Annotated in this window: 6 protein-coding genes; all 6 read left to right on the top strand. The window is 59.1% G+C overall.

The window, feature by feature from the left end; translation table 11 throughout:
* The first annotated feature begins 254 nt into the window (after window positions 1-254).
* On the top strand, window positions 255-2,129 hold the full coding sequence (locus PVT68_RS12900; RefSeq protein WP_280318673.1) for a hypothetical protein: 1,875 nt from the start codon (window positions 255-257) through the stop codon (window positions 2,127-2,129).
* Between the two features lie 210 nt (window positions 2,130-2,339).
* Window positions 2,340-4,424, top strand: a complete 2,085-nt coding sequence (locus tag PVT68_RS12895; RefSeq protein WP_280318671.1) for an EAL domain-containing response regulator — start codon at window positions 2,340-2,342, stop codon at window positions 4,422-4,424.
* Window positions 4,425-5,060: 636 nt separating this feature from the next.
* On the top strand, window positions 5,061-8,168 hold the full coding sequence (locus PVT68_RS12890; RefSeq protein ID WP_280318669.1) for a thrombospondin type 3 repeat-containing protein: 3,108 nt from the start codon (window positions 5,061-5,063) through the stop codon (window positions 8,166-8,168).
* A gap of 314 nt (window positions 8,169-8,482) precedes the next feature.
* Window positions 8,483-10,471, top strand: coding sequence for a M1 family metallopeptidase (locus PVT68_RS12885; RefSeq protein ID WP_280318668.1), 1,989 nt, complete (start codon window positions 8,483-8,485; stop codon window positions 10,469-10,471).
* A 227-nt stretch (window positions 10,472-10,698) separates the two neighbouring features.
* Window positions 10,699-11,778: an efflux RND transporter periplasmic adaptor subunit gene (locus PVT68_RS12880; protein ID WP_280318666.1), complete on the top strand. Its 1,080-nt coding sequence runs from the start codon at window positions 10,699-10,701 to the stop codon at window positions 11,776-11,778.
* Window positions 11,775-14,894, top strand: coding sequence for an efflux RND transporter permease subunit (locus PVT68_RS12875; protein ID WP_280318665.1), 3,120 nt, complete (start codon window positions 11,775-11,777; stop codon window positions 14,892-14,894). The genes PVT68_RS12880 and PVT68_RS12875 overlap by 4 nt, the downstream gene beginning before the upstream one ends.
* Window positions 14,895-14,983: the final 89 nt, after the last annotated feature.

Below are 14,983 nucleotides of genomic sequence, written 5' to 3'. Positions count from 1 at the left end.
ATTTCGATGCCGCCAAATGTGGCTCCGATCTGGGGCCATTTTGCGGTCAGCGGCCGGCGTTCCGGCGGTATCCATATGGTCTCCCGGTAGATAGCCCCGCCACCACCCAAAAGAGCCAACTTGCGTCAGGATCGTGAATATTGCGCCGTATTTCCGCGATTTAATCCACACTTTAGGCGCATATTTCAACATTTCGTAATTGTGAAAGCCGCGCGGCCCCGTATACTGCAGGGACATAACACCCGGTTAATGCCATGCAGGACGCAGCAAAAATCTCAATCGGGCAGCAGGCCCGAACCGGCAATGATGCCGCAGATATTCCAGACTTCCGTGGGGACCCCAACAGCGAAATCCCCGCTCCCACTCCGACACCGCCTCCAGCAGGTGCAGCGGGGGCCAATACCGTCGCCCAGGCAGCATTGGAAAAACTTTGCCCCACTCCCCGGGATCTCGCGGCACTGAGCTGTGGTTGTCGCAATCACCGCCAACTCAAACGCTGGATCGACAGCTATCTCAAGCAAAACCCACTCGATGACAAAGCCCAGCGCAACGCCGGCATGCTGCGCGGCATACTCGCGGAAATCACCCGCTGGAGTGCGCCGGCACGCCTGCGCCTTGCCAGCCTTGAAGTACTGCGCCCGGTGGTGACGGATCACTGCGGCGAGCTGGCACAATCAAAGGCAATCCAGACAAAGGCAGCCCAGGGCCCGGCCAGCATCGCATCGCCCCAGGAGCAGCGCCGAGACCTGCTCACTGCAACCATCCTTTATCAACATTTGGCGCAAGCGTACACCAGCATTTGCGTACAACTGGCGTCCACGCCCCATCCCCTGTTTTATCGCCGACGCCTGGCGCGAGCGCTGCACCGGGGCATCGACAGCTACCGCCGCCAAATCCAGATCAGCAGCCGCTTCTACCTGGCGCCACCCAAAGGCAGCTGGGTCGCGTTGCACCGGTTGCTGCAACTGGCGCGGGAACAGCGGCTGGATCAACGCAGGGTCATCGACCCCTGCCTCAGCGCAAATGACAAATCCGGCCGTTTCCAGCGCCGGGAAACGGTCGCACACCCGTACAGCCACGTCGCCCTGTTTGCCAGTGCCAACCCATTGCAGCTCACCCCAGAAGAACAGGCGTCCTTGTGGCAACGGTGCGCCCGCTGGGCCAAGGCTGCCAAACTGCAGAACAGACCCGGCCCCGGCACAAAATCCCTACTCGCCAGTCTCAAACTCGATCAGCCACCGATCCCCGCGTCACGACTACAGCAGAGCCGTGTGGATATGCAGTATTTTTCCACGCCCCAGGGTTGGGCCATCGACCTCGGCGGTCCTTTGCAACAACTACAGCAACAGCTGCAGCGACACCTGCGCCGCGCCGACGTGGGTTCCGCCGATATGCTGAAGCGTGTACAGGAACTCTGGGCGGGAAAGACCGGCCGCGGCGGACAGCGCACACCGGTGAATGTACCCTGTCAGGTGGTGGTCGGCATCAGTGCCATCTGCCACCACCTGCAGCGTGAGGACAAGGCCACCCCGGAGCTGGAGCACGCCTTCAAAGCCACCTCGCCCCAGGGCAGCGATATGGTGATGGCCGTGAATTCCATCGAGTACCGCACCGGCCGCCCACTTAACGACTATGAAGTAGCCCTGCCGAGCGCCCCTTCCGTTGTTCGACATAACGAAACCACCGCCACCCAGAAACGCTACCAGCCCGTTTCCGCCACCCTGCTCAATTCCAGCAGTCGCGGCGCCGGGCTGCGCCTGCCGGCGGAAACCCAGGGACGACTGCACATCGGTGATCTGGTCGCGATTCAGGTGCGGGAGCGCTGGGAAGTGGCGCTGGTGCGCTGGCAGTACGGCCTGCCGGATCAGTGCCGCGCAGGCGTAGAACTATTGGGGGGGCATACCAGTGCGGTGCGGGTACACCGGCATACCCAGAGCGGTGGTCGCACCGCCCCCATGGCCGGTCTGCTCACGGGAGGAAGCGGACACCCGAGCGAACTTATCCTGCCCACTCCCCTGTTCCAGACCGGCGATAAGGTCGACATCGTCAGCGCCGGACAAGTCCGCACAGTCACTCTGCACCAGCAAAATCTGGTCACTGGCAGCTGCGCCATTTTTGAGTTTTCCTGAGGTAAATCGCGCAACATTCGTCTCTATCTGACAAGAATATGGAACCAAATCCCAGACTGGAGACAGCGCACTTGTTCTGCTGGATTTTCGCGGCCTAAACTACCCGGTTCGCGGCCCAAGGGATGACTTGGGCACCACGACAGGTACGGCACGGAAGCGGTATTAAAGAATTGAATCAGCACCGCCGCGACGCAGTACAACAGGAAAACAATGAGCAGCGACAACACCATCCGCCTTCTACTGATCCACGATGCCCCCAATGAAGCCCAGCGCCTGGTAAGCATGCTGCACAACGCCGGCCGACCGAACCGCGCCCAGCACGTCGCCAGTGAGGCGGCCCTGACCAAACTCCTGCAGGAACACACCTGGGATCTACTGATTGCCGCAGAGCAGAGCAACCAGCTGGAAGCCGCCAGTGCTATCCGCACCATTAACAAATTGCAGAAAGACGTACCCACCATCCTGCTCAGTGAGCGCGGTGGCGCCCAGGCAGTGGTTGAAGGCCTCAAGGTGGGCGCACGCGATGTCGTCACCGTGGACGAAGACCAGCACCTGCTACTGGTGATCCAGCGTGAACTCACCGCCCTGGAAGAGCGTCGCAAAGCGCGCCTGCACGACCGCCGCTACCACGCCACTCTGAACCGCACCAAAGAATTGCTGGACAGTTCCAAGGATGCCATCGCATACATTTCCGATGGCCTGATCGTCTACGCCAACGACTCCTTCGCCGAACGGTTTGGTTACAAAGACCGCGACGACGTCGAATACCAGCCCCTGATCGACATGCTCACCGACGGCGAACAGGAAGACGCGCGCGAGTTTCTGCGCCAGTGCGCCATCCGCAATAACGAAGTGGAAGCCCAGGAGTGGCAGTTCACCGCCAAGACCACTGGCGGCACCCCGCTCCCCACCAAGGCCGAAGTACTCACCACCGTGTACGACGAGGAGCGCTGTCTGCAGGTCCGTATCGCCGCCAGCAGCGGTAGTACTGAAGAGCTGGAAGCACAGCTCACCGAAGCAAAATTCCGCGATGCCGCCACTGGCCTGTACAACCGCCAGCGTTTCGTACAGCTGCTGGAAAGCGCGATCCAGTCCGCCGCCGGCTCCCAGCGCACCGGCGGCCTGATGTATATCGAAATTGATCGTTTCGAAGAATCCGTGCAGCAAATCCTGGGCGTCGCCGGTGTCGACGACCTGCACAAAAAGTTGGCCGAGTTGCTACAAGGCAACGTGCGTCGCGGCGATGTGATCGCACGCTACGGAGAAAACAGTTACTGCCTGCTGATGCCGGAAACCACACCGGACAGCGCCGAAGCCCGCGCCAGGGAACTGCTGCAGAAAATTGCCGACACCATTTTCGAAGCCGCCGGCAAGACACTGCATATTACTGCCTCCATCGGTATATCCCTGCTGAGCGAAACTTCCGGCAATGCCGACAAAGTGCTCGAACAGGCCACCAAAGCCCACCAGCAGAGCCTCACCAACGCCAGTGGCAACAGCTTTACTCTCTACGAGCCTGACAGCCAGCAACAGGACGACGCCGACACTTACCACCGCGCCCGCGTCACCCAGGCTCTGGAAGCCGGCAACCTCAAACTGCTGTACCAGCCCATCCTTAGCCTTCAGGGCAGTGGCGAGAAGATCTACGAAGTACTGGTACGCCTCGTCGACGGCAAGGAGGAACTCTCCCCCATCGCCTTCCTCGAAGCACTCGGCGATGCTGGCCTGTCCACCAAAATGGACCGCTGGGTAATCCTCAGAGCAATCAAGGCCGCCGCCGCACAAATCGCCAAGGGCGTAGAAGTTTCCCTGATCCTGCATCTCACCGCCGCTTCGCTGACCGACAGCAGCCTGCCCGCCTGGCTCGGGGTCGCCTTCAAGGCCTCCAAGGTGCCACCCAAAGCGGTGACCTTCCAGCTGCGTGCAGAAGACATCAACAGCAACCTGCACGCCAGCCGCGACTTCGCCAATCTGGTACAGGACATGGGCTGTCGCGTTGCAGTCTGCCACTTCGGCACCGGCCTGAGCCCGTTCAAGGCGCTGGAACACGTCAAGGTCGACATCGCCAAGATCGACGCCTCTTTCGTGCGTGAAGTCCAGGACGAAGGCGAAGACAGCGAGACGCTGCTCAAGCTGGTGGGCCAGCTCAAAACCATCGATACCCAGGTCATAGTCCCGCACATCGAACAGGCCAGCATGCTGCCTACCCTGTGGCAATCCGGCACCGACTACATCCAGGGCTACTATGTACAACCGCCCGGGGACGATATGGATTTTGATTTCAGCCTGGACTGAGATGCTCGCAGCGCGGATCGTATCAGTGTCCCTACTGCGAGCAACTACCAACCAGGCACTCCGCCCCCTGCAAGCGCTTTGCAGGGGGCCTGTAAAAAACCCAGCAAGTGGACAACGCAACAAAGCTGCCTTTGCGCCTGCTTTTCCTCACCACCGGATTGTCGCTTACCCCTTCAGCCCCATCCCTCCCTCCATCAGCCTGCTTTAAGCCCACAGTTGCGCCCCCCCAAAAATGGAACCGCCATCACATTTGGCGGATTTTTTTCCTCATGGACCCAATGTTATAGTCCAAAGTTCCAAATATTGGCGGTCTTCTCAACTTCTGGAGAACACACCAACCTTCTCCTGCACCTGAATTCCCCGACCGGAAACGCCAGTGATTTTCCACTGGTGCACTGCTTGGCTCATCGAATAAAAAGCAGGAACTCATAACAGTCGCTCTAATAAAAAAACCGCCAAGGTCAAAAAATGCGGCACAAATACATCTGGCTGAATCCCAGCTTCCAGCCATAAAAACTCATTCGATTACTTGCGCGACCCACTCTCCCGTATCCGGTAGATACTACTGACCGATACCCGGGCCGGTTTATTCAGGAGATACAGCGCACACTCGATCAGAAATCCAGGGGATGATGCATGTTAAATCCGATTTTCAGAGGCCTCGCTTACCTTGTCCTGGCTGCGACTCTCTCCGCCTGCGGCGGTGGAGGGGGGGGCACCGACGGCGCAGGCAGCTCGTCCGGCGGCAACACAAGCAGTAGTAGCAGTGGCGGGAGCAGTGGAAGCAGTGGAAGCAGTGGAAGCAGTAGCAGTAGCAGTAGCAGTAGCAGTAGCAGTAGCAGTAGCAGTAGCAGTAGCAGCGGAGGTGAGGGCAATCCCGGCGGGGACTACAACCCCTATCTTCCCGCCGGCAACGATGTAGAGCTCTACTACAACTGGAATACCCAACCCGCACATTTCGAAGATGTCACCATCGGCGCCGTGAGCGCCCGCGCACTGGTGTTTCCCAGCGGGGCCAAGTACTACTTCGTCTCCGACAGCAGCGGCATCTACTATCTCGGTTTCTATGCTCCAGACCTATATATCGACGGTGCTGGCACATTCACCATCGATCTGCGTTTAAATGAAAAAATTCTGCTGTGGAGCGATACCCTGGAGCCGGGCAACATTCTGGAGCAGAGCGGCAGCGGAATCGTCAACATATCGCCGAATTACGGCAACAAAAATTTTACCTATAACGCTGGACGCGGCTATCAGGGAGAGGGCTCAGTAACCACCAGTTACACCGAAGACAACGCTCAGGGTGTTCAATTCGTTCTGGAAGCGACGACAAATGTTGATGGCACCCAGGTTGTTCTCCAGGTACTACACGCGTTTGCCTTCATTAAAGATCTGGGTATCGCGCGTCTGGCGGACAGCGATTACGAGTTCCAGCTTACCGATTATATGGGCCCCTACACAGGAGGCGGCCACACTTCTTCAAGCAGTTCGTCGAGCAGCTCATCCAGCAGTTCTTCCAGCAGTTCTTCCGGCTCCAGCAGCGGTTCATCCAGCTCGAGTGGCAGTTCATCCGGCTCATCGAGTTCCAGCAGTAGCTCCGGCGGTAGCGGAGGAAGCAATCCTGACAGCGACAATGATGGTGTGCCCGACAGCGAAGACGCCTTTCCCTACGACCCCAGTGAAACCGAAGACAGCGATGACGACGGCACCGGCAACAATGCCGATACCGACGATGACAACGACGGTGTAACAGACAGCAACGATGCCTTCCCTACCGACCCGGAAGAAGTCGCCGACTACGATGACGACGGCATCGGGGACAATGCGGATACCGACGATGATAACGACGGCTATTCTGACGCCGTCGACAACTACCCCTACAACGCGGAAAAATGGGCAAAACTGGCGCTTTCAAACCATGAGCACAACGTAACCTATGTACGCGGCAGCTCGGAAAACACCTTTAGCTACACCGTCGATATCGCGGCACTGAATCTCGACTGGGCGCTGGAAGATATTACCCTGCCGGGTATCAGCGCCGACGTTGGCAGCGGTCACGGCGATAGCCAGGTGGTATTCACCCTGGACATGACCCAGGTGCCCAGGGATACGCTGTCGGAAACCATTGCCATTACCGACCCGGACGCTGGCGACGTTGAGTATGTGACCTTCAACTTTGACATCCAGCTGCCACAATTCAGCATTGCCGAAACAACCCAGCAGCTGGATGCCAGTTTCGGCTGGGAAGGTACAACCCTGGTCAACCAGGTGAGCCTCAGTACCGGAAGCCAAAGTCACGTCACCCATGTTGCGGTGGACTTTCCTCTGGCCGATGCCTGGGCAGTGATACCTGACTTGAATGCGGATGAAGACCAGCATGAAATAGTACTGGATTTTGACCCGTCAAAATTCCAGCAGGGTACCCATCAGGGTACCGTCACACTCACGGCTACAGTCGATGGCGAAACCATCGAAACCAGCTACAGCTTCACCGTCAAAAGCGCAAAAAACCTGCTGATTGCGCACGATAATGGCATTGCGTTTTCCAGTTTTCCCGCGCAGCAGGTTTTGCAGCATTCTGTATTGATTGACGACAGCTACTGGCAAGGTGGCGTGCCGTGGCAGGCGTCCACCGACGCCGAGTGGCTGACCATTGATAGCGCCGGTGTGACGGGTGAAAGCCTGAGCATATCGGCAAATGCCGACGGTATGGCACTGGATACACTGCACACTGCATTCATCACCGTTTCCTCAGACAGTGGTGCTGTTGAGAACAGTGAAATTATCCAGGTAAGTCTGTGGCTAGGCACTGCAGATCCGGCTGAATCAATTGCAGTAGATGCGAATTACAACCACCTGCTGGCGGATCCGGTGAAACCCTACGCCTATGCCGCCAGTGGCAATACCGTTGATGTCTACAACATTTACAACGGGACCATTGAAGACACCATTACGCTCTCGCTCAGTGAGATAAGCTCTCTCGCGATATCCAGCGATGGACAGAGGCTCTTTGCCACAGATGCAACGCAAAACAGTGTCACATCCTACGATCTGGTACTTGGCCTCGAAGCCTCCAATAGCTACCCGCACATACCCGAATACGTGCGATTTGGGCGCGTCAATGGCAAGCCACTTGTGTTTACCTATTACCGGGAAAGCGAGAACGCCACCTATGGCCGGCTGCAGGTAATCGATGCAGAAGATTTATCCCTGGTAACGAGTTCAACCGCGTTGTATTCCGCCTACAGAGACGAGCTGGATGTGAGCGAAAATGGCAGGGTTTACTGTTCCACAGGCATTGGCATGGGCTGCTTCGATGTGACCTATTCAAGCCTCGCGCACAACATCACTTCTACGCGGCGCTCCAGCCTTTCCGGAGAAGATGATGTTGCAGTCAGTTTCAATGGGGATTTTGTCTATGCCATTTCTGGATCGTCTGGCTACAGCTTCGACAAGCTGGATACCGCCACTGGCTCGGTAATGGTTAATTTACCCGGTGTGGCCTACCCCTGCTGTGTCGAACTCGCACCCAACGACGACGTAGTTGCCGCTGCACGGGACTACTACAACTACGGAAGCGCCGACTACTGGCTGTACAGCAAAGAGGGCACCAGTACTTTCAGCGGGCATATTTCCAGCTACGCAAATGAAATCAGGAAGGACGGGTTAGCGCTTTCTGCCGATGGTTTATCCATCATCGGTCTGACCAGCGCACCGCAACTGATATTTACGCGCCTCCAATAGGCCACTAGAGACAAGCCCCGGATACCTCATCCGGGGCTTTTTTATTCAGCCCCGTCACCAAAGTATTCATTTCCCTCCGCTGACCCCCTCCACAGCCCCCACTACTTGCTTATCCCCCAAAATCCGACTCCGCGCTGGCCCTGTACCCCGGGACATTGACACCCTACTCTTTTTTGACTAACCCTGAGTACAGGCTTTTACGCCTCCACCCTTCCACACCGAAAACTTTCTGCGCCGGGCGCTATTGGGTATTCTGTGCCGCCACGAATTTACCCAGTTCGGACCTTTAAAATAAAACAATCACGGAGCCCACCATGCTGCCCCAATTGTTCACCCCCAACCTCGGCCGCCTGATCGGCGCCGGACTGCTTGCCTGCAGCCTTGTCACCTTGAGCGCCTGCAGCAAGAACGGCGATACTGCAAGCAGCGAAAGCACTGCAGACATCCCGCAGAGTGCCACCGAATACACGCCGGAGAATCTCGAAAAAGATGTTCCCCTGGCAGACAAGGCCAAGCCGGAATCCGGCGTCGACTACCACTCCTTCGCCAACACCAATGACTACATCGTCAAACACCTCGATCTCGACCTCACCGCCGACTTTGACAACAAGGTCCTGAAGGGCGAGGCCATCCTGGATATCAAGCGGCTGACCCAGAAGACCCCGCCGCTGATCCTCGATACCCGCGACCTCGACGTCACCGCGGTGCGCGCCGGTGTCGGCAACAGCCTCCAGGAAGTGAAGTTCAGCCTTGGCAAAAAAGACCCGCACCTGGGTACACCGCTGAAAATCAATCTGCCCGCAGGTGCCAACAAGGTCGCCATCCAGTACCAGACCTCTCCCGATGCCTCCGGCGTGCAGTGGCTGGAACCGCAGCAGACCGCGGGCAAAAAACACCCTTTCCTGTTCACCCAGGCCCAGGCCATTCACGCCCGCAGCTTTATTCCTCTGCAGGACTCGCCCCAGGTGCGCGTGACCTACAAGGCCACCATCCGCACGCCGAAAGAACTGCTGGCCGTGATGAGTGCCAACAACGACCCGGAGACGGAAAAAGACGGCGTGTATGAGTTCGATATGCCGCAACCGATCCCGTCCTACCTGATCGCCATCGGTATCGGCAATCTTGAATTCAAACCCATGGGCGAACGCACCGGTGTCTACGCCGAGCCGGAACTGCTGGCCGCGTCCGCGAAGGAGTTTGAAGATACCGAGTCGATGCTCGAAGTCACCGAAGAAAACTACGGGCCCTATCGCTGGGATCGCTACGACCTGCTGATCCTGCCCCCGAGCTTTCCGTTTGGTGGTATGGAAAACCCGCGCCTGAGCTTTATCACCCCCACGGTTATCGCCGGTGACAAAAGCCTGGTGGCACTGATCGCCCACGAGCTGGCCCACTCCTGGTCCGGCAACCTGGTTACCAACGCCAGCTGGCGCGACCTGTGGCTGAATGAAGGCTTCACCACCTACCTCACCAACCGCATCATGCAGTTCGTGTACGGTGATGAGCGCTACAAAATGGAAATGGCGCTGGGTTACGACGACCTGCAGGCGGACCTGGATGATCGCGAAGACAAAGACGAGATTATGGCCATCGATATGCGCGGCCGCGATCCCGACGAAGTCTTCTCGAATATTCCCTACGAGAAAGGCTCGCTGTTCCTGTACGAACTGGAACAGAAAGTCGGCCGCGAAAATTTCGACAATTTCCTGATGGAATACTTCAACCACTTCGCTTTCCAGAGCATCACCACGGAAGACTTTGTGAAGTACCTGGACGATACCCTGTTAAAGCAGTATCCAGACAAACTGGACCGCGCGCGTATCCAGCAATGGATTTTTGAGCCGGGCATTCCCGAAGGTGCGCCGCACCCGCAGTCCGATGCTTTTAGCAAAATCGACCCGCTACGCAAACAGTGGCTGAATGGCGAGATCACGGCCAGCGACATCGACACCAACGGCTGGACCTTCCACCAGTGGAAGTACTTCCTCGACGGCATGCCGGAAAAGCTGAGTGCAGACCAGCTGCAAGAGCTGGACAGCAGCTTCCATCTGACCCAGGGTAAGAACAATGAGGTCGCCTTCAGCTGGCTGATGATTGCGGTGCGCAACGACTACGCGCCGGCCAACGCGCGCCTGGAAGATTTCCTGATCAGTATCGGCCGCAACAAATTCGTGCGCCCGCTGTACCGCGCGATGATGGAAAACGGCAAGGAAGACGAAGCCAAGCGGATTTTCGAAAAAGCCAAACCCGGCTATCACCCGCTGACGGTGAAAGTGAATAGTAAGATTATCTACGGCGACTGATCGCCGCCCCACCCACCCGCTGTCGCGCAGTCCCGGGTAATCCCGGGAATTGCGCCATTCGTCGAATTACCCCCTGCCGTTCCCCACGGCGGGGGGTAAATTTATGTAAGATCGTTTGCCGTCTTTCGACGGCATTCGAAAGACCCGAAAGTTGTTGCACCTGGTGCCAAACTTTCCTGTACTCAATCCAAAATAAAGCCTTCGACCATCAGGTATTTCCCGTCATCATGAAAATGACTCGCGCCTTCGGAACTGTATCCAGACGCATCGCAGCCTGCTGCGTGTTGCTCCTTACCGTCACCTCTCCCGTTTCTCTGCTGGCCCAGAGCACCGACAACACACCGGTGCCGGTGCGCGCGGCAACCGTGGAGCTGGAGCAGATATCCAACCCGGTGGAAGCCCTCGGCACGGCCAGGGCGTGGGAGTTTGTCTCCCTGCGCGCAGGGGTGACCGAACATATCAGCCGCATCCATTTTGCCAGTGGGCAGCGGGTCAAGGCCGGCGACGTGCTGGTGGAGCTGAGCCACGGCGAGGAGCTGGCAGAACTGGCCGGAGCCCGCGCCACACTGCAGCGTTACGAACGGGATGCAAAACGCCTGCGCGGGCTGGTGGGCAAAAACCTCAGCACCCGCGAACAGCTGGAAGCGGCTGAAACCCAGGTGGCGGAGACCCGCGCCCTGATCGACGGCCTGCAGGCGCGCATCGACGACCGCATTATCCGCGCCCCTTTTGACGGGCAGCTGGGACTGCGCAATATCAGTGTCGGCAGCCTGGCAACGCCCACCACAGAAATCACCACCATTCAGGACATCGACCGCCTGAAACTGGACTTCACCGTACCCGAGCGACAACTGTCGGCGATTCAAGGCGGCATGAAAATAGAAGCCGTCAGTCAGGCCCACCCCGAGCGGATATTCAACGGCGAGGTCATGATCGTCGAAGCGCGGGTGGACCCGCAGACCCGCGCCTTTACCGTGCGCGGCCGCCTCGACAACCCCGACGGCCAGCTCAAGCCAGGCATGCTGTTGCGGGTGCGTATCATCAGCAATCCGCGGGAAGCGCTGACCATCCCCGAAGCGGCGCTGGTGCCGCTGGCCGGCGAGCAGTCGGTGTTTGTGGTGAAGAAAACCGAAGGCGGACATATGGTGCAGCGCCGCAAAGTACAGATCGGCCACCGCTACCTGGGCAAGGTGGAAGTGCTTGCCGGACTTTCCCAGGGTGAGCAGGTAGTAACCCGCGGCACGCTGAATATCCGCGACGGCCAGGCGGTTTCGCTACCAGCGGAAAACGGAGCGGCCAGCCAATGATCATCAGTGATACGGCGATCAAACGCCCGGTCTTTGCACTGGTACTGTCCCTGCTGCTGGTGGTGTTCGGCCTGATCAGTTTCGACCGGCTGGCGCTGCGGGAATATCCCGATATCGATCCGCCGGTTGTTTCCATCAACACCAACTATCCGGGCGCCTCCGCGGATATTGTCGAGACCCGTATTACCCGTCTGATCGAGGATCGTATTGCCGGTGTCGAGGGCATCAAGACAGTGACCTCCTCGAGCACCGACGGGCGCTCGCGGATTTCCATCGAATTCAATATCAACCGGGATGTGGACGGCGCGGCCAACGATATCCGCGACCGGGTTTCCGGGGTGATGAACAACCTGCCGGTGGAAGCGGACCCACCGGAAATCGAAAAAGTCGACAGCAGCGACGACGTGGTGATCTGGCTGAACCTCACCTCCGACCGCATGACGGTGCCGGAACTCACCGATTATGCCAACCGCTACCTGGTGGACCGTTTTTCGGTGCTGGACGGTGTGGCGCGGGTGCGGGTGGGTGGGGCCAAAGACTTCGCCATGCGCATCTGGTTAGACCGCGGCGCGATGACCGCGCACAACGTCACCAGCGCGGATATCGAACGGGCACTGCGCGCGGAAAACCGCGAGCTGCCGGCGGGTTATATGGAGTCCACCGATCGCCAGTTCACCCTGCGTCTGCAGCGCCAGTTCCAGAGCGCCGAGGACTTCGCGCGCCTGGCAGTAGCCACCGGGGAGAGCGGCCACGTGGTACGCCTCGGCGATGTGGCGCGGGTAGAACTGGGTTCCGCCGAAGAGCGCTCCACCTTCCGCGGCAACGGCGAGCCGATGGTGGGCATCGGCATCACCCGCCAGTCCACCGGCAATATCGTCGCGGTGGCGGAAGCGGCCAAGGCGGAGATGGTGAAGGTCAACAAGACCCTGCCGGAAGGCATGCGCCTCAGCCAGAGTTACGATGCGTCGGTGTTTGTGTCCGAGGCGATCAAGGAGGTGTACGCCACCCTGGTGATCGCGGTCATTCTGGTGACCCTGGTGATCTACCTGTTCCTGGGCAACTGGCGCGCAACTCTGGTACCGGCGGTGACGGTACCGGTGTCCCTGATCGCCACCTCCATCCTGCTCTACGCCTTCGGATTCAGTATTAACCTGCTCACCCTGCTGGCGCTGGTACTGGCCATCGGCCTGGTGGTGGACGACGCCATTGTGGTGCTGGAAAACATCTTCCGGCGCATGGACGAATACGGCGAGCCGCCGCTGCTGGCGGCCTATCGTGGCGCGCGCGAGGTGGGCTTTGCGGTGGTGGCCACCACCCTGGTACTGGTGGCGGTGTTCGTGCCGATCACCTTCCTTGAGGGCGATATCGGCCGACTGTTTTCCGAGTTCGCACTGACCATGTCTGCGGCGGTGATCTTTTCCTCCATCACCGCACTGACCCTGTCGCCGATGCTCGCCGCGAAACTGCTACGACCGAACGACGGACACAATGCGGCCACCCGCTTTATGGATAACGCGCTGACCCGCATCCAGCACCGCTACCGCGGCGGGCTGGACTTTATCCTGCGCAAGCACTGGGTCGCCGGCTGTGTGTTTGTGGCGGTGATGGTATTCGCCGCACTGTCGTTCCGCCTGATTCCCAGCGAATACGCCCCGCGCGAAGACCGCGGTTCCTTCTTCCTGCTGGTCAATGGTCCCGAGGGGGCAAGTTACCAGTACATGCAGGAATATATGGATACCATCGAAGAGCGCATGATGCCGCTGGTGGAGAAGGGCTATGTACGCCGGTTGCTGGTGCGCTCTCCGCGCTCCTTCGGCACCTCCGCCACCTTCAATTCCGGCATGGTGATTTTCACCCTGGCCCCCTGGGGTGAACGCCCATCGGCGTTTGATCTGATGAACCAGGTACGGGAATCTGTGAGTGACCTGAGTGGCGTGCGCGCCTTCCCGGTAATGCGCCAGAGCTTTGGCGGCGGGCTCGGCAAGCCGGTGCAGTTTGTCATCGGCGGCAGCAGTTACCAGCAGCTCACCCAGTGGCGCGACCAGCTGAACGCCGCCATCGAAGCCTCCAACCCGGGACTGCAGGGCATCGACTGGGACTACAAGGAAACCCAGCCGCAGCTGCGTATCAATGTGGACTACGAGCGCGCCGCGGACCTCGGCGTTCAGATCAGCGATGTGGGCAGCACCCTGCAGACCATGTTCGGCTCCCTGCGCGCCACCACTTTTATCAACAACGGCGAGGAGTACGACGTGATCCTCGAAGGGGAGCGCGACATGCAGCGCACCCCCGACAGCCTTGAAAACCTGTACGTGCGCTCCACCACCACCGGCGCGCTGATCCCGCTGCAGAGTCTGGTGGAAGTCAGCGAGTACGCAGACTCACCGCAGCTGCAACGCTACAACAGAGTGCGCTCCATCACCCTCGACGCCAACCTGGCCGACGGCCTGGTGCTGGGTGAAGCGCTGGCCTACCTGAACCAGCTGGTGGATGAAAACCTCGAGGGCACACCGGTGATCGATTACAAGGGCCAGTCGAAGAGCTTCCAGGACTCCGGCAACACCATCCTGTTTGCCATCCTGCTCGGCGCACTGGTGGTGTTCCTGGTACTCGCCGCCCAGTTCGAGAGTTTCGTGCACCCGCTGGTGATCATGTTCACCGTGCCCCTGGCGATGGCCGGTGCCCTGGCGGGGCTGCTGCTGACCAACCAATCGCTGAATATCTACAGCCAGGTGGGGCTGATCATGCTGGTGGGGCTGGCGGCCAAGAACGGTATTCTGATCGTGGAGTTCGCCAATCAGTTGCGAGATCAGGGTGTGGCGTTCGGCCAGGCCCTGCGCCAGGCCTCGGAAACCCGTCTGCGCCCGATCCTGATGACCGGTATCACCACCGCCGCAGGCTCACTTCCGCTGTTGCTCTCCGCTGGCGCGGGATCCGAGACCCGCGCGGTGATCGGTACCGTGGTCTTGTTCGGGGTGCTGGCGGCGACGCTGTTCACCGTGTACATCGTGCCGGTGGCCTACGACGTGTTGGCGAGACGCACCGGGTCGCCGGGGCAGGTGGCGCGGGAGGTAGATGCGCTGGATGCCGCTCACCCGGCGCAAAAACAGGATTGATTGGCACTAATGTTCGCGCCGGACTATCGTAGCCGGCGCTTTTCTCTTAATCTCGTGCACTCTTTGCCAACAGCCACCGCAACCATTTC

The sequence above is a fragment of the Microbulbifer bruguierae genome, from assembly GCF_029869925.1.
In the GTDB taxonomy this organism is placed as follows: domain Bacteria; phylum Pseudomonadota; class Gammaproteobacteria; order Pseudomonadales; family Cellvibrionaceae; genus Microbulbifer; species Microbulbifer bruguierae.
The sequence above is the reverse complement of the archived record's forward strand: the minus strand, read 5'-3'. Positions and strand labels throughout refer to the sequence as shown.